Genomic DNA, 21,594 nt, shown 5'->3' on the forward strand with positions numbered 1-21,594 from the left:
TATCTAACAGATACGACCTCGTTTCTCTCCGGCTGAGTGACCCACCGGGTTGCTCCCCACCCATCTTTCATCCACGGGTTCCGAAGCTAGCTGATAACGACTATCTGAAGAAAGCCGAATTTGCTGGGAGTGGTTATCTAAGCTGGCATGAATTGTAAACATACCGAAAATCAAAACATCTCCAGCTTTGAAATCGGCGGTTAACCAACGTCCTCCGTATTTTTTTCGCAGAGAAACTGGGTTTTTTGATAACGCCCCATTCCACCACTTTTCACCCGATGCATACAATTGGGCAGTCTTTCGGTTGGAACAATAACTATCTACATCCTTGCGCCCATAATCGTTTTTAATCCTTTCCAGACGATGCGAGTTTTCTAAAATTATCAACCCTCCCATCTCCAGAGATACGTCGCCCAACGGTGTCCAAGTTGTGTAAAGGTCATGAGTTCCCCGTCCCATGTACACGATATCGCAGTGAGCATAAGTACCATGACCGGGGGCAACTGCCCTTAACCAGGTGTAATCGAAAGGTCGGACATCTCCGCCTAAAAAAACTTGATAAAATTCCATCATTCGACCCGAATAAAGCAGTTTTTTAAGCGCCTGACTTTGAGCTGCTAAATCGGGTCTAAAATGCATTTTCAATCCCGGTTTTGCCACGCATTCTAGAATCGGGTGTCCGGGTTTGAGACAATCTTCTGCGGCTAGGAGTTCGGCAATTTCCTGACGGCTTTGCCAAACTTCTTGGGAATTTAGAAGTGCCCGAAGGTATAAATACGCGTCCTGTTGCATCCGCTGGCGCAGTTTCTGGGGCTGATTGAGTAAATTTGAAGAATCGCTTAAATAACCAAAAGCTTCGCTGCTGCAATCGAGTTCGTAACCTAAAGAAGTGAGGACGGTTTTCTCAGGTAAGACGATCATCACTCAGTATTTAAAGTTGCTATTCTCACATCTTATTCTCGTTATCAGGCAGCAGCCCAGGAACGAGAGATGCGAGGCTACTGCCGCCCCAGCGCCAGCGCTCAGACGAACGTTATCAAATCACATAATTGGACAACCCACTTGCTTGAAGGATTGTATTGCTATCCTGTAAGTTAGTTGCCCTGCGCTTGAATCGCCCACTCACTAGAACCATGACCCAGCAACCTACACGCATTTGTATCCTCGGTGGCGGCTTTGGCGGTCTTTACACTGCCCTGCGCTTGAGCCAGTTGCCTTGGGAAAAATCGGAACGTCCGGAAATTGTCCTGGTGGATCGAGATGACCGCTTTTTGTTCACGCCGCTGCTGTATGAACTACTCACCGGGGAACTGCAAACTTGGGAAATTGCTCCACCGTTTCAAGAGATTTTAGCGAACACGGGTGTGCGCTTCTGTCAGGGTGTTGTGGCTGGAATAGATATCCAAGAAAAACTGGTACATTTGCATGATGGCCCTGCCTTCTCCTACGATCGCTTGGTGTTAGCCCTGGGTGGAGAGACGCCGCTAGATATGGTGCCAGGGGCTGCCGAATATGCGTTTCCTTTCCGGACGATTGCTCACGCCTACCGCTTGGAAGAACGGCTGAGAATTTTGGAAGAGTCGGAAACGGATAAGATTCGCATCGCCATTGTGGGGGCGGGTTATTGTGGGGTTGAATTGGCTTGCAAGTTGGCGGATCGCCTTGGCGAACGAGGTCGCATCCGGTTAATCGAACAAGCTGATATGATTCTCCGGACATCGCCAGATTTTAACCGGGAAGCGGCGCGAAAAGCTTTGGAAGAAAGGGGCGTGTGGATTGATTTGGACACGGCAGTGGAGTCGATGTCACCGACTACGATCTCGCTAGTGTACAAAGCACAGGTAGACCCAATCCCAGTGGATTTGGTGCTGTGGACGGTGGGAACCCAAATGGCAGAGGCGGTGCGATCGCTCGAACTCAAACACAATCAACGCGGTCAAATTACCACTACGCCGACTCTACAAGTGGTTGACCATCCAGAAATCTTTGCCCTTGGCGACCTTTCGGACGCTCGCGACGCTGACGGTCAGCAAATACCGGCAACTGCCCAATCTGCCTTCCAGCAATCAGATTATACTGCCTGGAATATCTGGGCATCCCTAACCGGACGTCCGTTGCTTCCCTTCCGCTATCAGAGTTTCGGCGAAATCATGACCTTGGGGACGGATAACGCTACTTTCACCGGCATGGGAGTAAAGCTGGATGGTTCCCTCGCCTATCTCTTCCGGCGTCTGGCATATCTGTATCGGATGCCAACGCTCAACCATCAGTTGAAAGTGGGATTCAATTGGATTGCCCAACCCTTGTTGGAAATTTTCTCGAAGTAATTCGGAATTCGGGGTCATTGGCTTGAAGTCAAAGGTGGGCAATGCCCACTTATACAGTTTCACTATATTTATCTCTTAGATTCTCATGTAGGGGCGCGAGGCTTTGTCTCGTGCCCTTACGTTTAGGAAGGAATTGACGTTCCCACGGCTTTAAGGAAGTAGAGCTGTGGGAGCATCAATACTGAGATAGGATTTATGACATGATGATGAATCTAATCGCTGGTTTTGTTGGGTTTGCGATCTTGAGATGGAACGCTAAGGTAGCATGAAGCGCCCCAAAGTTATTTTTCTCGATGCCGTGGGCACCATGTTTGGTGTAAGAGGTAGTGTAGGAGAGGCGTATAGCGCGATCGCCAGTCGGTTTGGCGTCCAAGTCTCTGCTGAGGTGGTGAATCCAGCCTTTTACCAAAGCTTTAAAGCCGCACCGCCGCCAGTTTTTCCAAGCGCAGAACCCCAAGAAATCCCGGATCGGGAATTTGAGTGGTGGAAAGCGATCGCCCTTTCCACATTTGAACAAGTTGGCGTCTTGCCCAAATTTTCCAACTTTCCCAGTTTTTTTAACGAACTCTACGCCTACTTCTCCACCTCTGAACCTTGGTTTGTTTATCCCGATGTTCTTACAGCTTTGGAAAAATGGAGGGAAATGGAAATTGAGCTGGGTGTATTGTCAAATTTCGATTCCCGTATCTACTCGGTTTTGCAATCACTAAATTTAATTGAATTTTTTACCTCTGTCACCATTTCCTCGGAAATCGGTGCTGCCAAACCCGATCCAAAAATTTTTGCCGCTGCGTTGGAGAAACATAACTGTTCGCCTGATGAAGCATGGCACATTGGCGACAGTCATAAAGAGGACTATCAAGGAGCAAAAGCAGCGGGACTCAAGGGCATTTTTTTAAAGCGCACTGAGTAGAGGGTTGGGACATGATGTAACAGTGTAGTTGTGGCAGCGAAAAGCCACGTATAGTGCGATACGGTCAGCGATCGTTTTTCTCAAGTGCTACTGCCTGTAGTTTCACCATCGTGACTCAAGAGCAACTGTGCTAATCGAGCCATGCTACTGCATCATTTCTACTTGCTTGGAGCGATCGCGTAACTCGTCAACAAGGAGTCATAGATGTCTTTTCTACCTTATGAAAATTTCACTATTACAACTAATCTAGATTCAGAAGAAGTCAAGAGAATATTGGCTGATGTCATTGAACCGCCTAAGACGTTTAGAAATTCTTGGTCTTCGGCATCAAGATCGCATAAACCCTATGAAGGTAAAATTTATGATGATAGTTTCCAAATATCTAGAATTATCCATTCCCGAAATTCATTTTTACCAATTATCAAAGGCAAAATTTTCCCTCAAGTTATTGGTTGCTCAATCAATATAACTATGAAATTGCATATTTTTGTATTAATATTTATGGGCTACTGGTTGAGTATGACTGGCAGCATCGGAGTAGGATTTCTATTGGCATTGCTATCAGATAGTCGAATAGGCATAGCTGGTTTGATGCCCCTTGGGATGTTTGTATTTGGTTGTCTTTTATGCATAATTCCTTTTAAAATTGAAGCCAAAAAATCTAAGGAGTTTTTATACAAGCTGTTCAGCGCTTAGTTTTCATAAAAATCACATGACAAAAGCATCTAAGAAAAATCCTTCGTTCCATTTGACTAGGAAGAAAGAGCATCGACCAACATTAAAGCAGTTTGATGGGAGCGATCGCGCTAATTTTGTAGCCAGATTAAAACTTGAGTCACTTAATTTTTTGCAGGTGTTACTTGGATGATGCAAGGCTGACTGTTGCACTGCTGGATGTAAAGCCAATCCACATAAGGTTTCTGCCACCTTAAAGGAATCTCTAGTAAATCTCGCGTACCAGTCATGCTTTGTCCTACAAACATTAAGAGTGCAATGCAGCTCAAAATGATGTGAATGGTGCGCCAGCGATTTAACCGATCTTTGTAGATATCTTCAATAATTGCTAACGAAAAAATCATCAGCATTGCCGCTGCGATGCCGATGTAGTAGTGAGACACCAACCACTCGTTGTCCCGACGATAGACGCCTTCTTGGAAGCCGAGAATAATTAAACCTGCGCCGGTTAAGGTTGCAAAAACGCCGCGCCAGAGCCGCTGTTTGGCTTTGTAGAGCAACATTAAAGAGGCAATGGTAGCCGCAAACATTAGGACGATAAAGACAACTTGAAAAGGTTTCTGGCTCCAGATTTGCTTGCTCAAAATATGCTCAAAAATTGGGTAAGCAAGCCCGATAAGGGTAACTCCGACAATGGCACCAGAAAGCCATTTGCCTAATTGGACGTGTTCTTGCCCAACCACTGGCGGAATTTTACTTTTGCCTTCTAAATTTTGTAAGCGGCGTTGGCGAGTCTGCCAAGCGCGGTTGACGACAATGCCAATCAGAGGGAAGACGACTGCAATTGCGATCGCAGGATGAATTAAAGCCGCCAAATCTGCAATTTCCATAACAACCTCAGTATGCGTTGATTTTTTAGCTACTGAAAGGGGCAAAGCCAAAGGTAGGGTTGAATAAGCGACACCAAATCACCACCGATCCAAACTCTGCTGGATTGACACTAGCAGGAATAGCATAGCGTTGAGCACCACTTATTTTTTGCAAGCGACCGATACTTACATAATCTTTCTCTTTAATGCCATTTGTTGGAGGTTTTTCAGAACGATACAGAATGACGAATAAATCCAGGCCATTGTCAGTTTTGAAAGCTCGATCTAACTCCAGATAGCGTTTTCCATTTTCTGTCACCAAGCGCACAGTTCCTTGGGTATGATGTTCTGATCCCTGAAAAGTCCCAGATTTTGTAGGCGTCTGTGCTACCGATGTAGCAGATGAGCCAGTTAATGGTGCAGGCTGAACATTTGGCTGATTAAAATTGGCTTCTATTGTATTACCTTTTAGCTTCAATGATTACTAAGATTATTTGGTGTTTAAACAGTCTTATTAACCCCTATTAATTAAGTAAAACTTTAGAGTATAGATAAAAGTTATAATTACTATAAAAAACGATATTACGTATTATCTAATATTTTTTTAATTTGTGTTTAATTGAAAATTAGTATATTACTATTAATTTCAATGAAACCTAAAATTAACTGATTATCAAACAACTTTGAATTAGGAAATTACAGCGATGACGACTTCATACATTAAAAATAAAATCTCAAAGCGTCAAGTCCTAAAACGAATTTTCCGCCTTCGGATGGCAACGCTGCTCATGGTAGGAATTGTTGTCTTCGCAGCTGCGATCGCTACTGCGTGGTTTGCGGGTGAAGGGAAAATTAGTCAGCTGTTTGCCGAACTCAATACTTTACAAGAGAATCCACCCCTGTGGCTGCAAGCGCCCATGAAAAGTGAATACCTACTAGTTCCTACGGTTGCTTTGCTAGTAATTGTTTTGATAATAAGGAAAATCTCTCCAAAAACCGATGCTTGGTCTCGGTTTTTTGTAGTGGGGATTTTGCTGGGGTTAACGGGTCGATATATTGTATGGAGATCGCTCTCAACTTTGAATGTTGCTGACCCCCTGAATGGGGTTTTCAGTTTGGGGTTATTTTTCATGGAAATGTTGATGTTGAGTAGTAGTACGATTCAGCTTTTTTTGATGCTGAACGTCAAAGAGCGACATTGTGAAGCTGACCAAATGGCTAGAAGTGTGATTGATGGCAGCTTTCTGCCAACTGTTGATATTTTTATTCCTACTTACAATGAAGCTGTATTTATTGTTAAACGCACAATTATTGGTTGCCAAGCTTTAGATTATCCCAATAAAACAGTTTATTTGCTAGATGATACAAAACGCCCAGAAATGCATAAATTGGCTGAGGAGTTGGGCTGCGAATATAAAACCAGACTTGATAATAGACATGCAAAAGCCGGTAATTTAAATCATGCATTCCCTCAAACAAGTGGAGAATTAATTGTTGTATTTGATGCAGACTTTATTCCGACTAAAAACTTTCTTACTCGCACTGTAGGTTTTTTTCAAGATGAAACAGTTGCCCTGGTACAGACACCCCAAAGCTTTTATAACTCCGATCCAATTGCCTACAATTTAGGATTAGAACACGTCCTAACGCCAGAAGAAGAAGTGTTTTACCGACAAATTCAACCGATTCGGGATGCAGCTGGTAGTGTTATTTGCTCTGGAACTTCTTTCATTGTTAGGCGTAGTGCTTTAGAAGCAGCGGGTGGCTTTGCCACCAACTCCTTAAGCGAAGATTACTTCACCGGCATTTGTTTATCTGCCCAAGGCTACCAATTAATTTACCTAGATGAAAAGTTAAGTGCTGGATTAGCCGCAGAAAATATTGCCGCTCATGCTACTCAGCGACTACGGTGGGCACAAGGCACTTTACAAGCGTTCTTTATTGAAGAAAATCCGTTAACGATTTCAGGACTTAGTCCTCTGCAAAGGCTGGCTCATTTAGAAGGATTATTACATTGGTTTACCAGTTTGTCGCGGGTTTATTTCCTGTTTATACCCTTGGCTTATTCGTTTTTCGGTGTTATTCCTATTCGGGCAATGACTGGTGAATTATTATATTACTTTTTACCTTACTATGTCGTGCAAATTTCAGTTTTTTCCTGGTTAAATTATCGTTCTCGATCAGCTTTGCTCACGGATATTTACACGTTGGTGCTTTGCATTCCTTTATCACTAACTGTACTTCAAGCAATGCTGAAGCCTTTTTCTAAAGAGTTTAAGGTAACGCCTAAGGGAATATCACGCGATCGTTTTTCTTTTAACTGGAATTTAGCATGGCCTTTGATTATTTTGTTTATAGCAAGTGCTGTCAGTTTGTGGCGAAATTTAGGAATGTGCATAATAACGGGTAATTGGCAAAGGCTAGAAGCTTACGGAGCAACTGAAGTGTATAAAGGTATCGGGTTGGGTTGGATTTGGAGCGGTTATAACTTGTTAATGATTGGCATTGCGTTGTTAATTTTATTAGATGTCCCTAAACCAGATATTTATGAATGGTTTGATTTACGAAGGGTAATCCGCCTGAATGTTGCTGGGCAGAAGTTTTGGGGCATTACTACAATAATTTCGGAAGCAGGTGCCCAAATTGCCTTAACCCACGAAGGGCTAGCGAATGATACCAGTGAAATGTTGCCAGTGACATTAGAAATTATGGAAGAAAAATTAGAATTGCAAGGCAAAATTATCCACACAGGATTTAGAGGTGAGTATCCAACGGTGCAAGTGGCTTTTGAGAAATTAAACCTCAAACAATATCGGCGTCTAGTAGAAATGCTATTTTGCCGCCCAGGTCAATGGAAACGCCGGGAGGCTCCTGGAGAGTTTGGTTCTTTGTTACTGATTTTAAAAATTTTACTTCGCCCACGAATTTTGTTTGATAGGGAGCCACAAGTGAGAGCGATCGCTGTCTCCAAAATTTAATGACTGTCCGCAAAAGCGATATCTACATTTCCCCAAAAGACTGTTTAGAAGGCGATCTGAGGGGCGATGGGTTCTCGATCCCTACGGCGGAGGGGAAGCAGTTCACTTGGCTAGTGTTGATTTTAGGTGCGCGATCGCAACCTTGTATGAAGATGTATTAGCGCTTAGTTGATCGCTGAGTTACCCGCCCGGTTAGCGATAAATTGATTAATCGGCTAACTCATCAAGCGCTTTCCCTTGCCAACGCTAAGATCGTTAAGCACTGTTTCGCTCTGCCCTCATGTCTGACCGTGTCAATCTTTCGGATGCTTTACTAACTGAGTCCTCAAATGGGCATCATTCCGCAGGCGTAAATCAAAACAGCCAGAACGCGATTCGCATTCGTGGCGCTAGGCAGCACAACCTGAAGAACATCGATCTGGAACTGCCACGCGATCGCTTAATTGTCTTTACTGGCGTCTCTGGTTCCGGCAAGTCTTCCCTCGCCTTTGATACCATCTTTGCAGAAGGACAGCGGCGCTACGTGGAGTCCCTGAGTGCCTATGCGCGGCAATTCTTGGGGCAGTTGGATAAGCCAGATGTGGATGCGATTGAGGGACTGAGTCCGGCAATTTCAATTGACCAAAAATCAACCTCTCACAACCCCCGCTCAACGGTTGGCACGGTAACTGAGATTTACGACTATTTGCGGCTGCTGTTTGGACGCGCGGGTGAGCCTCACTGCCCTCTGTGCGATCGCTCGATTGCACCTCAGACGATTGATGAAATGTGCGATCGCATCCTGGAACTGCCCGATGGCACTCGCTTCCAAATCTTAGCCCCTGTAGTGCGCGGCAAAAAGGGCACCCATCAAAAATTGCTCTCCAGCCTAGTTTCTGAAGGATTTGCTCGCGTCAGAGTTGATGGAGAGGTGTTTCAACTGTCGGATTCTATTGAACTAGATAAAAATTATACACACACGATTGAAATTGTCGTTGACCGACTGATTAAGAAACCCGGTATTCAAGAGCGTCTAACCGATTCTCTCAGCACTTGTCTGCGTCATGCCAGTGGAATTGCGATAATAGAAGTATTAAATGACACATCAAAACCTAAAGAATCCGACTCATTAAATAATTCTGATGCAGAAGATACCACGAAAAACGAAAGTGGGAAAGGAAATTCTCCAAAGGCTGATAATTCCTATCAAGAAAGCTCCAATGAATTAGTCTTTTCAGAAAACTTTGCTTGCCCAGAACATGGGGCGGTAATGGATGAACTTTCTCCGCGATTGTTCTCCTTTAACTCTCCTTATGGTGCTTGTCCACAGTGTCACGGATTGGGTAGTTTGCGGACATTTTCACCAGAGTTATTGGTGCCTTTTCCAGAGTCGCCGGTGTATGCTGCGATCGCGCCTTGGTCAGAAAAGGATAATTCTTACTATCTCTCCCTTCTATACAATCTCGGACAAGCGTATGGCTTTGAAATTCAGACACCTTGGAATCAGCTAACAGCAGAACAGCAGCACATCATTATGCATGGTGCTGACAAATCAATCTGGAACGAAAGTCGAAATGATTTTAGACGGTATGCAGGCGTTATTGCTATCCTCCAGAAACAATACGATGAAACCAGTTCCGAACTCATTAAACAAAAAATGGAGCAATATCTCGTCGAGCAGCCGTGTGAAGTGTGCGCCGGGAAGCGATTGAAACCGGAAGCCTTGGCTGTGCGATTGGGACAGTATCGGATGCTCGATTTGACAAGCGTTGATATTGGGGAAAGTCGAGAAAGAATCAATAATTTGAAATTGAGCGATCGCCAGTTTCAAATAGGCGATTTGGTACTTAGAGAAATTAAAGCTAGGCTGCAATTTCTCCTCGATGTTGGCTTAGATTATCTGACGCTTGACCGTCCGGCAATGACACTTTCGGGAGGAGAAGCGCAACGAATTCGCCTCGCAACTCAAATCGGTTCGGGTTTAACCGGCGTCCTCTACGTGTTAGATGAACCGAGTATCGGATTGCATCAGCGAGATAATGGGCGCTTGCTGCAAACTTTAATTAAACTCCGCGACTTGGGCAATACATTAATTGTGGTCGAGCATGATGAAGAAACGATTCGTGCGGCTGACCATATTGTTGATATTGGTCCTAGTGCAGGCGTTCATGGCGGAAAAATTGTTTCTCAAGGTGACTTGGAGACCTTGTTGGCAGCAGAAGATTCTCTAACAGGTGCTTATTTGTCGGGACGGCAGGTAATTGAAACCCCTGCACAGAGGAGAGAGGGAAATGGGCGATCGCTCATTCTCAAAAATGCCTACCGCAACAACTTAACAAATATCGATGTCGAAATTCCCCTAGGTAAACTTGTCTGCATCACCGGCGTTTCTGGTTCCGGCAAATCTACCCTAATTAACGAATTACTTTACCCAGCCTTACAACACCACCTCACCCGCAAAGTTCCCTTTCCTAAACACTTGGAAGCCATCAAGGGATTGAACGCAATTGATAAAGCAATTGTGATTGACCAATCTCCAATTGGACGCACTCCTCGTTCTAATCCAGCGACCTATACGGGTATATTTGATGCGATTCGAGACGTGTTTTCCCAAACGATAGAAGCAAAGGCGAGAGGGTACAAACCGGGGCAATTTTCTTTCAATGTTAAAGGCGGACGCTGCGAAGCTTGTGGCGGACAAGGCGTGAATGTGATCGAGATGAATTTCCTGCCAGATGTCTACGTGCAGTGCGAAGTTTGTAAAGGCGATCGCTACAACCGAGAAACTTTACAGGTAAAGTACAAAAACAAGTCGATTTCTGATGTTCTCAACATGACCGTAGAAGAAGCTTTGGAATTTTTTATAAATATCCCTAAAGCATCAACACGGTTGCAAACTTTGGTAGATGTGGGACTCGGTTATATCCGTTTAGGACAAACTGCACCCACTCTCTCTGGTGGTGAAGCGCAACGAGTGAAGTTAGCCTCGGAACTCTCTCGTCGTGCTACTGGGAAGACGCTTTATTTAATCGATGAACCGACAACGGGTTTATCTTTTTATGATGTCCACAAGTTGCTAGATGTGTTACAGAGATTGGTAGATAAAGGCAATTCAATTTTAGTCATCGAACACAATTTAGATGTAATTCGTTGCGCCGATTGGGTTATCGATTTGGGACCGGAAGGGGGAAATAAAGGTGGAGAGTTAATTGCGATGGGAACTCCAGAAAAAGTGGCGGAAAATCCGAGGTCTTATACCGGGCAATATTTGAAACAAGTGTTGCAGCAGCATCCCCCAAAATGACAACTTTTAATTTGTCAATCTACTAACCGCGATCGCGCAATACCAGTCCAGAAATCGACAGATTTTTAAGAGGATGTTTGAAAAGTCGGCTTATTAGTAAAAAAGCTCTCTAGGTGTAAGCTGCGAATACATAGTACACAGCACCTTTGAGAGCGATGAGTAAAGCTTACCCCAGTAACCTCACCCAAGACCAGTTTGAATTGCTCAGGGAGTTAATTCCACCAGCTAAATCAGGAGGTCGCCCTCGTGAAGTCGATATGTGGGAGGTACTCAATGGGATTTTCTATATTTTGTGTGAGGGGTGCCTCCGGGCGGGCTTTACCTGGCGACTTTCCTGCTTGGCAGACAGTGTATACCTATGGACGTAACTGGCGTAAAGACGGAACCTGGGTGAGAATACACGACCGTCTGCGTGAATGGGTGAGGGTAGACAATGACCGACAACCCAGCCCATCGGAAGCGATTATCGATAGTCAAAGCGTGAAAAGCGCAGCAATGGTGAGTGCAGCCGTTGGGTTTGATGGTGGAAAATTGATCAAGGGACGTAAACGGTTTGTGACGGTAGACACGTTGGGTTTAGTACTACGGGTATTAGTTACGGCGGCTAACGTCGGTGAGCGTGAAGGCGGTAAACGGGTACTCAAGCGAGTCAAACAGATGGGCGCTTCAGTGTCTCGTCTGCATACGATTTGGGGTGATGGCGGCTTTGACGGGACTCCGTTTATGCAATGGGTGATGGACTATTGCTGCTGGATTGTCCAAGTCGTGTTGCGTCCTCAACAGCGTCAGGGTTTCGTTTTGCCCACCTTGGCGGTGGGTGGTGGAGCGAACTTTGGGTTGGCTCGTTTGGTGTCGGCGGTTGAACAAAGACTACGAACTACTACCCCAGACCGCAGAAACCTTGATCTACCTTGCCATGATCCGAATTATGGTGAAGCGATTAGCATAAAATTTGACCCTTCAAAACTTTTCAAACATCCTCTAATACTGGCTTTTCGCCAGATGCCTGCTGGGAAAAAAGCGCATTTCCTCAATTCAGCAACTGCCCGCACCCTAGAAGTCTGGGGCTACATAAACGAAGCCTGCCGGGATCAGGCTTTAACTTAAAATTCTCTTTATTTTCTGCCAATCAAAAGATAAGTTGTCATCTCGCCTTTACCCTTGACGTGGATGAGACCCCGTTCCTCAAAAATATATTCATCTCGTAATAACTCATAGGTAGTGGCAGTGACTTGAATTCGACCCGCAAGACCGTGAGATTCCATCCGAGAAGCTGTATTTACCGTATCGCCCCACAAATCATAGATAAACTTTTTGATACCAATGACGCCAGCAACGACGGGTCCCGTACTAATGCCGACTCGAATCTGAAAATTTTTCGCATTTTTGAGGTTAAATAGCGCGATCGCATCTTGCATATCCAGCGCCATGTCAGCTATCGCCTGGGCATGATCGCTGCGGGGCATTGGCAAACCGCCGACAACCATATAGGCATCCCCAATTGTCTTTATTTTCTCTAAACCATGCAGTTCGGACAATCGATCGAAAGCAGAAAATATCTTGTTGAGCAATTCGACAAGTTCGGTGGGTGATGTATCGGCAGAAAGTTGGGTAAAGCCAACAATATCAGCAAACAAAACGGTAACTTCGGCAAAGCTATCGGCAATTGTGCTTTCCTGAAGTTTTAATCGCTCGGCAATCGGGGCAGGTAAGATATTGAGCAGCAGCAGTTCCGATTGTTCCTGTTGATAGCGCAGTGCTTCTTCTGCGACCTTGCGATTGGTAATATCTTGGACAGTGCCTTCGTAGTAAAGGATTCTCCCTTGAGAATTCTTAACCGTGCGGGCGGTTTCCAAAATCCAGATAGTGCTGCCGTCCTGGCGGTAAATTTGAGACTCAAACCGAGATACAGAATCATACTTTTGCATGGCAGCAATAAATTCCGTCCGTCGGTTTGGGTCAACATAAAGTTGCCGCTCAACGCTCGTCACATTGGCGATTAATTCCTCCGGGGACGAGTAGCCATAAAGGCGTGCGAGGGCAGGATTCGCACTGATGAAGCGTCCATCCGGTGTCGTTTGAAAAATGCCTTCAACTGCGTTTTCAAAGATGCTGCGATATCGTTCTTCGGCTTGCCGAAGTGCGCCTTCCACTTGCTTGCGCTCGGTAATGTCGCGGGAATTAACAACGATGCCTGCCACGAAGGGATCGGCTAGCAAATTGCTCCCAGTTGATTCTAGAAAACACCAGGAGCCGTCTTTTCGGGGAAAACGATATTCGATGGAAAAAACACTCTGAGGGTTGTTAAGCGCCTCATGGAAAGCTTCTAAAACGCGGCGACGATCCTCTGGGTGAATCATGCCCAAGGTGTGTACCCCGGTCAATTCCTCTGGTTGGTAGCCCAAAATACTCACAATCGAAGGACTTTGATAGCGGGTAATGCCATCTGCGTCATAAATGGCGATCAGATCCGAACTGTTGAGAATCAGCGAGCGAAATTTCGCTTCACTATTCGCGAGGGCGGTTTCTGCTTGTTTGCGATCGCTCGCTTCCATTGCCAAAGCAGCCATATACGCTAAATAAGTCGCAAAGTTCTGATCCTCCAACGCCCACTGCCTTTGCGTACTCATGTGTTCCAGACAAAGCACCCCCATCGTCCGTCCACCTACCCGAATCGGGACATCCAACATCGAAGCAATGCCTAAAGGAGCTAAATAAGCCGCGGAAAACTCCTTCGTCCGAGGATCGGTATGGGCATCAGAAGCCGCGATCGCGCGTTCCTCTTCTAGTGCTTGGAAATAGCCCGGATAGTCTACTCGGTACAGCTCCATGCCCCAGCTATGCCGCTTCTGAGTGACTTCGTACAAGTCAACGCAGAGCAATTTTGGATTGGGTTGGGATGTGGTAGAAGCCGGTTCCTGAGTCTCAACGATTTCTTGTTGATAAAGCCAGATACTCGCTCGTGCGACGCCCAGCGTGTTTGTGGCTGTCTCGGTAATCTCCTGCCAAGCCGCGCTCAACTCGCCCGTGTATAAAGCCTGACACGTAGCCAGTTCCATCAGCGCCCGCTGCTGTCTGCAAAGCCGAGTCTCGCTTTCTTGGAGTGCGGCTTCCGTCTGCTTGCGCTGAATGACGGAACCCAGCTGAGCCGCAACGCCCGATACTAGCTCCACCATCTGCCGGTCTTCTTCCTGGCTGTCGAAGCTGAAGAAAACCAGAACAGCTAGCACTTGTGGCTGCTGTAGGGGCATCCCAGCGCTTTGCCCGTCCTGAATCGGCAGGGGGGACGATTCCCAAAACGTTGCCGCAATAATCGGAATGGCGAAACTTGCTTTCAATCCGCTTTCTCGTGCAATTGCGACACGATCAAAAACGGCTGGTGGCTGAATTGAAACATCATCAATCCACTCTGGCTGCTGCGATGACCAAACTCGTCCCGGCAATCCGTTCCAGGATGCAAAAGTGAGCTTCTGGCTGAAGTGTCTGAATTTCTTCAAGGCGGGGGATACTTTCTCCTTACCGCCATACCAACCCCGACTGCATTCGAGAAAGTCACCCGTTGGGTGGGGAATCCAAGCTTCCCCAAAACTCCAGCCGATTGTCTCGCAAACCTTGCCCAGCGTGACTTGCAAAGCTGAGTGAAAATCTGAGGCATCCGCGATCGCTTGCGTCGTCGTCTGCAACAAACGGATTTCTTCTTGGGCTTGTTTGCGATCGCTAATATCTCGAACCACGCCACAAACGACTTCTCTGCCACCATAGGAAATCGAGTTGGCACTCACTTCCACATCCACCAGCGTTCCATCTTTACGCCGGTAGCGTCGTTCGCCTAGGTAGTGCTGTTTATCGACTAGGATTTGGTTGATATTTAAGTCAGCGCTGTCTTGGGTGTGGGGAATGAGATCGTAAAGGGTCAGCTGTAGAATTTCTTCATGGCTGTAACCGAGCAAGCGATTAAAGGCAGTATTGGCTTCTAGAATTTGAGAAGAGCGAGCATCAATCAGAACAATCCCTTCTGAAGCTTGCTCAACCACGGCGCGATGACGTTCTTCGCTTTCGATGCGATCGCGTCCAGATTTTTCCAACGCTTCTAGCATCCCATTAATCGTCAGTGCCAAGCTGGACAATTCATCCTTTCCGGGCGTCGATACCCGCAGCGAAAGATCGCTACTCGCGCCAATTTTCCGAACTTCCCCACTCAAAGCTGCCAACCGAGATAGCACCAATCGCTCTATCAGCAGCAGCGTCACTCCACCAAATACCAGTCCTACTACCAACAGACACAAGATGAGATAGACTAGGCGAATCTTTCCTTGCCTGTAGATTTCTCTGGGGACATCCACCCGCAACAGCAAAGCCGGTTTGCCATAAATGTCTTTAATCCGGGCGTATCCAGAAATCGTGTCTTCATCGCGCGATCGCACCAGAATTGGGCGTTGTTCTGACAAAGCAGAACGCACGGCTTGAAAGTCCGCAGGCATTTGAGGATCGTTCATCCTGTACATCATCACGGGCAAACGGTTGATTCTTGCCAACTTCTCGATCGTTCGATTGTCTATATAGCGCCCGAAGATCAAAGTTCCTCGGATAGAGCCTTTGCCATTTGAAGGCAAAATCGGCTGCGAACTAATCAGCATTGGCCCTTCCGGAAGCAGAATGATTCCTGACAGGATGCGATTAGAATGGGGACGCTCTAAAAGCCGGTCGTTGAGAGCCAGGTGTTGTTTGAGGGCCGGTGGAATCGGTGTTTTTTTCTGATTTTTTAGATCGAACCCAGTCCCAAAGACAATTTCACCCCTGTTATTGATAAACAGCACCAAGTTGATCTGCAAGTTGTAGAGCGATTCTGGATTTAGATTCGACTCCCGATAAGCTTGGTTTGGTTTGTTAATAAAGTTATAGGTGTCATCCCACGATGACCAATCGCGAAATCTAGAACTAAAGTCATCGCCAGTTTGGCTAAAAACATTCAGAACTGCCTTAACCATCTGACGGGTATTTTGATCCTCAGCGTGTTTGAGGCTCCGCAACAAAACGATGGAAGAGGTAGCATATAGCACCCCTACCAGACCGACGAGTGTCGCGCCAATGACCATTAGTGTCTTCGTTCGCAGTCTCATGCTTTAGTGCTGAGTCCGTCCTGTAAAGGCGGGTTGACCCGTCCGAGCTAAGTGTTGAGAGGGGAAGTCAAATTATCTCCTTTATTGTTCCTCGTAAACTCGGCATTCGATACGATTTCTGCCAAAATCTACCTCCAGACGTTTGACGAAAAGCGGGATCGCTAAATACTGCGTCAACAAGCTGTGTTCGAGAAGCACCCTGGATGGCGAAAACCCCGAAACCCAACAGGAGGAAGGTTAGGGGTGAATGCCAACATCCTAGCTACGTTCAGAACGACAGCTACAGTCTCTAATCAATAACAACGAGAAACTACTTGACGATCCGGACGCGATCGCTCACTCTAAGTTGTTAACTGTAGGACTTCCCCTAGAGTTTTCTCTAGACGGAATCGATGAACGCTAAAGCTAGATATACCAATAGTGTAGTAATGGCTTGAAGGCGTAAGTCCTAAACTAACAGGTGTGAGTGAGTGAGGAGTGAGTCTAATGCTAAGCTGGGAGCCGACTCCTGTCGGGATGCCTTCTTCTGGGTACCCCAATCTTTCCCAAATACAGCGAGAAAATTTTACAGCGCTCAAGGAACGGGCTTGGGTAGAAATTGATTTAGCCGCTTTAGCTCATAATGTGCGGCAGCTGAGGCGTTTTCTCTCCCCAAAAACGGCACTGATGGCGGTGGTGAAGGCGGATGCTTATGGTCATGGTGCCATTACGGTTGCCGAGATTGCTTGCCAAGCCGGTGCAAGTTGGCTAGGTGTTGCCACGATTCCAGAGGGAATTCAACTGCGGGAAGCGGGAATTCAGGCACCGATTTTGATTTTAGGTGCCAGTAATACGACCGAGCAAGTGCAAGCGATCGCTCACTGGAATTTGCAGCCGACGCTCTGTACGCCTCAGCAAGCTTTGGTCTTTTCCGAGACGCTGGGCACTTTAAATCGTTCTTTGCCGGTTCATGTAAAATTAGATACCGGGATGTCTCGCCTAGGTACTCCCTGGCAGGAAGCAGCGGAGTTTGTCGCCTTGGTGCAGGGATTGCCCCATCTCAAAATTGCCAGTATCTACTCTCATCTAGCAACGGCTGACAGTCCAGAGCCGACAGTAATGAGACAGCAGCGAGACAGATTTGAGGAAGCGATCGCTCTTATCAAAACTACAGGAATGACGCCTCCCCGTCTGCACCTCGCCAACTCAGCTGCCGCTTTAAGCGACCCAAGCTTACACTACGACATGGTGCGAGTGGGTTTAGCAACCTACGGTCTTTACCCCGCGCCCCATCTAAAGTCTGTCATCGACCTCAAACCCGTCATGAAAGTAAAAGCACGGGTAACGCAAGTAAAAAATATTTCAGCTGGTACGGGAGTAAGCTACGGACATCAGTTCGTCGCTAGCCGGGATATGCGCCTCGCCGCGATCGCTATTGGCTACGCCGACGGGGTTCCCCGCAACCTCTCCAACAAAATGCAAGTTTTGCTCCGAGGTCAGCAGGTCCGGCAAATCGGCGCGATTACAATGGATCAGCTAATGCTGGATGTCAGCGCAATCCCCGATTTACAAACTGGCGAAGTCGTCACTCTGCTGGGGCAAGAAGGAAACGCCGAAATTTCTGCGGATGACTGGGCGGCGACTTTAGGCACGATTTCCTGGGAAATTCTCTGCGGCTTCAAGCATCGCCTCCCTCGCGTGGCAGTTGGTCAACCCCTGGAATCAGAACAGGCTACACCGTCTTGACGCAACTTGACAACTCGCAAGTCGTTCCTTCTAGATGCCGGGGTACGGCACTGCCGTACCCCTACCGAGAATAAGAATAGCCGAGAATAAGAATAGTGGCAGACAAAAATTCATTTCCTCTGCCAATTTTTATTCGTTAAGCTGGTCAAGATATGGTCTTGCCATTCACCTTGAATAAATAAATATTCTTTAGCATATCCTTCAACAACAAATTCTAATTTCTTCAGTAAATTAGCACTCCGGTGATTGTGGGGTAGATAATTTGCCATCACCCGGTGCATATCTAATTGTGCAAAGACATCATTTATGGCAAAGTGCAATGCTTCCGTCATATACCCTTTACCTTGTTCAAATTCTGCTAAATTATAGCCCAAATAACAAAATTGGGCAGCACCCCGCATAAACCCGTGAAAGCTAACATTGCCAATAATTTCTGAGAAATTCCCATTCTTGAAAATAAATAATTTTAAAGAGCGAGCGCATTCAAATTCTTTAATGTTTTTCTCAACTTGCTCTTGCCAAAACTCATGGGTTAAAAAATTAACAGGCCAAAAAGGTTGCCAGGGAGATAGATGCCCTTGATTGTTCCGGTAAAATTTGACAATCTCAGGCACATCTTCTTGAGTTCCCATCCGTAATAACAATCTAGGCGTATAAATCAGCTTAAATTCCGAATTCATTCCAGTATTCTTATAAAAAAAGATATATTAATTGGAAGTGAAAAACGATTGAAAATGGATATTATTTCTGTTGAAGCTGCATCGCAGTTATGGAACTACCTGATTGGCCAAGCGTATTTTAAGATTCTACAGAACCTTCTCTGGGCAGCGACAATTCTGCTGCTCACCCGATTAGCTGTAGGTTGGGTAGGAGGTCTTACCCGCAAAGCGCTAAGTCGCACAGAGCCAACCTTACGCAAGTTCTTGATTCAGGTAGCCGAGATTTTCACGCTGGTCGTCGGGATGGTCGCCGTTCTCAACAGGTTGGGAATCGAGACGACCAGCGTTGTCGCGGTAGTGGGGGCGGCTGGTTTAGCAATCGGCTTAGCATTGCAGAATACCTTATCTCACTTTGCCGCTGGTGTGATGCTGATTAGTTTGCGCCCGTTTGAGGTAGGCGATTTTATTGAAGGGGCGGGGGCTGCTGGGGTAGTGGATGCCATCGGCATTTTCTCGACTACGCTAGTAACGCGAGACAACGTAGTAATTACAGTGCCGAACGGGCAATTATTCAGCGGGACGCTGAAAAATACCACCGTACTCGGCAAGCGACGAGTCGATTTAGACATTGATATTGGCGATCGCCCGATCGAACCGACTATCACCCTACTTTTGTCTTTAATTCAACCCCATCCCTTAGTTTTGGAAGAACCAAAAACGACCTGTCACGTTGCCTCCATCTCAGCAACCGGAACAATTTTATATCTCCGTCCTTGGTGTGCATCTGAAGCCTACGATCACGTCCGTTCCGAAGTACAACAGCTGGTGAAAGAAGCTCTGCGAGAGCCAGAATTGTCACTGTAGTCTTCTGCCTACTCCTGAAGGGCGCGGGATCATTCTTGCTCCTTCATCTTCATTATTTTCCCGTGAATCGGCAGTTCAATCCGAAACTCTGTTCCTTGTCCTGGTTCAGACAGACACTTCAGTACCCCGCCATGCTTCTCAACGATAATCTGGTAGCTAATCGACAATCCGATTCCCGTGCCTTTCCCTACAGGCTTCGTCGTGAAAAATGGATCGAATATCTTTGCCCTAATCTCTTCCGGTATGCCAGGGCCATTATCCGCAATGCGAATTACTACATGAGATCGGTCAGAAGAAAGGCTGGTGCTAATGCGAATCCAAGCACTGCTAGTGGGTAGAGACACGATTAATCGTGTCTCTAGGTCAGTTGTTGTTTCACGAATGATTGACGGCTGACTATTGACCATTGACAACTCTAGAGCATCCACCGCATTACTCAAGATATTCATAAATACCTGGTTCAAGGGACCTGCGTAGCACTCAACGGGTGGAAGGACTCCGTACTCTTTAATCACTTCAATGCCGAGATTTTGGGCTGTAGGTTTAAGCCGATGCTGAAGGATTAAAAGCGTGCTATTAATCCCTTCGTGAATATCAACTCGTCTCATCTCGGCTTCATCCAATCGGGAGAAGTTTCGCAACGAAAAAACAATTTGATGGATTCGGTCAGTACCCACTTTCATAGAAGCCAAAGTTTTTGGTAAATCTTCTACTAGAAAGTTCACATCAATTGTTTCTGCTTTTTTTTGAATCTCGCCATCGGGATGGGGATATTGCTTTTTGTAGAGGTTTAGCAAATCGAGGAGATCCCGAACATAGGCACTAACATAGGGCAGGTTGCCGTGAATAAAGTTGACAGGGTTGTTAATTTCATGGGCGACACCAGCAACCAATTGACCCAAACTCGACATTTTTTCGCTCTGAATCAGTTGGGCTTGAGTATTTCGTAATGTCTTGAGGGTTTGCAACAGTCGTTGATTACTGCGGCGGAGTGCTTGCTCTACTCGCCGACTCTTGCTGACAGTCCGTTCTAATTTATCCAGATTAATCCGTAACTCCATCTGGCTGACCACTTGACGCCCCAACGCCCGCAGTGCCTCCATCTGTTCGGGGGTGAGATGACGTGGAATCCGGTCAATCGCGCAGAGGGTGCCGACAGCATAGCCATCAGATGTTACCAAAGGGGTACCCGCATAAAACCGGATATTGGTGTCTGAAGTCACGAGCGGGTTGTTGGAAAACCGCCGATCTTCTAAGGCATTGGGCACAATCAACAACTCATCTGGTTGCACCAAGGCATGGGCGCAGAATGCCACGTCTCTTGGCGTTTCCGTTGCTTCTAGACCGATTTTTGATTTGAACCACTGCCGATTAGAATCGACGAGGCTGACTAAAGCAATGGGAGTGCCACAAATATAGGCTGCCAGAGCCGTCAAATCGTCAAATGCTTCTTCAGGAGCAGTATCAAGAATCTTGTAGCGATTCAGCGCTTTGAGCCTATCTGCCTCATTGATGGGGATGGGTGGGCTGCTGCTGATTTCCTCTGTCGGTTTCGATGGGGTGAGGTTGATTTGATTCAATTCAGAATCGATTGAGGCGTCTTGTCGGAGGGGCTGACGACGTAACTGGCGACGTTTTTTTCTAAAAAGACGACTGTAAATGGTTTGAATAGCGTTCAAAAGAAGGTTCCATGCTGTTGTAAATAGCCGTTTCACGCTGGTATTCTGCACGCTTAATTAGAGATTATCATAGGTCATTCATACCCTTTCTTTAATTGATTGTAAGTATATGAACGTAAGCACACGACTATGCGCTCTTACTAAAGTCACAAGTACAAAGTGAATTGGTATCAACGTGAATTGGTATCAACGTGAATTACTATCAACGCCACGAGCGGTACTGTGTTACTTGAGGTTAACACCATTTTAGGTTGAGGATTTTGGATGGAAAAAGGGAACTTAGAATCGGATTGTAAAATTTAAATAAAGTATATATATAACAACATCATCCAATTCCAACCCATTATTTTATTTATTCCATCACTAATAAATTGCAGCCAATCTCCTGAAAATCCGGATAATTTGAGAGCGAGCAACACTCAAATGGTTGCTTTAAAAAGGGAATTTTTCTAAATAATCATTCTGTAGATGTAGAATAATTTTTATTTGGAAAAAAGTATAC

At 46.1% G+C, this 21,594-nt stretch carries 13 protein-coding genes and 2 pseudogenes; 9 read left to right on the top strand and 6 right to left on the bottom strand.

Features of this window, described 5'->3' with window-relative positions:
- Positions 1-3: 3 nt before the first annotated feature.
- Positions 4-921 carry a phytanoyl-CoA dioxygenase family protein gene (locus H6F52_RS07345; RefSeq protein ID WP_190533229.1) on the bottom strand — a complete coding sequence of 306 codons (918 nt, stop codon included), beginning with the start codon at positions 919-921 and terminating at the stop codon, positions 4-6.
- A gap of 212 nt (positions 922-1,133) precedes the next feature.
- On the opposite strand from H6F52_RS07345, the gene H6F52_RS07350 reads away from it, so the two are divergent.
- The 3 genes from H6F52_RS07350 (at position 1,134) to H6F52_RS07360 (ending at position 3,936) form a co-directional block, all read left to right on the top strand.
- A complete protein-coding gene (locus H6F52_RS07350; protein ID WP_190533232.1) occupies positions 1,134-2,327 on the top strand; it encodes an NAD(P)/FAD-dependent oxidoreductase in 1,194 nt (397 codons plus the stop codon).
- A gap of 265 nt (positions 2,328-2,592) precedes the next feature.
- Positions 2,593-3,240 (top strand): HAD family hydrolase, encoded by a 648-nt coding sequence (locus H6F52_RS07355; RefSeq protein ID WP_190533236.1) that lies wholly within the window; start codon positions 2,593-2,595, stop codon positions 3,238-3,240.
- A 204-nt stretch (positions 3,241-3,444) separates the two neighbouring features.
- Entirely contained in the window at positions 3,445-3,936 is a 492-nt protein-coding gene (locus H6F52_RS07360; RefSeq protein WP_190434569.1) for a hypothetical protein, read from the top strand.
- Between the two features lie 143 nt (positions 3,937-4,079).
- On the opposite strand, the gene H6F52_RS07365 is transcribed toward H6F52_RS07360, so the two are convergent.
- Together H6F52_RS07365 and H6F52_RS07370 are read right to left on the bottom strand one after the other, a co-directional pair.
- Positions 4,080-4,805: a DUF4079 domain-containing protein gene (locus H6F52_RS07365; RefSeq protein WP_190533239.1), complete on the bottom strand. Its 726-nt coding sequence runs from the start codon at positions 4,803-4,805 to the stop codon at positions 4,080-4,082.
- 25 nt (positions 4,806-4,830) lie between these two features.
- Positions 4,831-5,262 carry a DM13 domain-containing protein gene (locus tag H6F52_RS07370; RefSeq protein ID WP_190533242.1) on the bottom strand — a complete coding sequence of 144 codons (432 nt, stop codon included), beginning with the start codon at positions 5,260-5,262 and terminating at the stop codon, positions 4,831-4,833.
- A gap of 226 nt (positions 5,263-5,488) precedes the next feature.
- On the opposite strand from H6F52_RS07370, the gene H6F52_RS07375 reads away from it, so the two are divergent.
- From H6F52_RS07375 to H6F52_RS07390, 4 genes and pseudogenes are all read left to right on the top strand, one after another.
- A complete protein-coding gene (locus H6F52_RS07375) occupies positions 5,489-7,762 on the top strand; it encodes a glycosyltransferase (protein ID WP_190533244.1) in 2,274 nt (757 codons plus the stop codon).
- 43 nt (positions 7,763-7,805) lie between these two features.
- Positions 7,806-7,934 (top strand): annotated as a pseudogene (locus H6F52_RS07380) (Uma2 family endonuclease); the annotation flags it as partial.
- A 108-nt stretch (positions 7,935-8,042) separates the two neighbouring features.
- On the top strand, positions 8,043-11,045 hold the full coding sequence (gene uvrA / locus H6F52_RS07385) for an excinuclease ABC subunit UvrA (RefSeq protein ID WP_190533247.1): 3,003 nt from the start codon (positions 8,043-8,045) through the stop codon (positions 11,043-11,045).
- Positions 11,046-11,200: 155 nt separating this feature from the next.
- Positions 11,201-11,994 (top strand): annotated as a pseudogene (locus tag H6F52_RS07390) (IS5 family transposase).
- Positions 11,995-12,160: 166 nt separating this feature from the next.
- Here H6F52_RS07390 and H6F52_RS07395 read toward each other — a convergent pair.
- Complete coding sequence (locus H6F52_RS07395) at positions 12,161-16,165, bottom strand: PAS domain S-box protein (RefSeq protein ID WP_190533250.1); 4,005 nt, start codon at positions 16,163-16,165, stop codon at positions 12,161-12,163.
- Positions 16,166-16,651: 486 nt separating this feature from the next.
- Here H6F52_RS07395 and alr point away from each other — a divergent pair, with 486 nt between their 5' ends.
- On the top strand, positions 16,652-17,890 hold the full coding sequence (alr, locus tag H6F52_RS07400; protein ID WP_190533253.1) for an alanine racemase: 1,239 nt from the start codon (positions 16,652-16,654) through the stop codon (positions 17,888-17,890).
- Positions 17,891-18,000: 110 nt separating this feature from the next.
- Here alr and H6F52_RS07405 read toward each other — a convergent pair whose 3' ends face one another.
- Positions 18,001-18,570, bottom strand: coding sequence for a GNAT family N-acetyltransferase (locus H6F52_RS07405; RefSeq protein ID WP_190533256.1), 570 nt, complete (start codon positions 18,568-18,570; stop codon positions 18,001-18,003).
- A 54-nt stretch (positions 18,571-18,624) separates the two neighbouring features.
- Here H6F52_RS07405 and H6F52_RS07410 point away from each other — a divergent pair, with 54 nt between their 5' ends.
- The gene (locus H6F52_RS07410; RefSeq protein ID WP_190413201.1) at positions 18,625-19,413 is read left to right on the top strand and encodes a mechanosensitive ion channel family protein; all 789 of its coding nucleotides are present in this window, start codon (positions 18,625-18,627) and stop codon (positions 19,411-19,413) included.
- A gap of 29 nt (positions 19,414-19,442) precedes the next feature.
- Here H6F52_RS07410 and H6F52_RS07415 read toward each other — a convergent pair whose 3' ends face one another.
- Positions 19,443-21,092 carry an ATP-binding protein gene (locus tag H6F52_RS07415; RefSeq protein ID WP_199299568.1) on the bottom strand — a complete coding sequence of 550 codons (1,650 nt, stop codon included), beginning with the start codon at positions 21,090-21,092 and terminating at the stop codon, positions 19,443-19,445.
- Between the last annotated feature and the right edge of the window lie 502 nt (positions 21,093-21,594).

This window comes from Coleofasciculus sp. FACHB-542 (genome assembly GCF_014695825.1).
In the GTDB taxonomy this organism is placed as follows: domain Bacteria; phylum Cyanobacteriota; class Cyanobacteriia; order Cyanobacteriales; family FACHB-T130; genus FACHB-T130.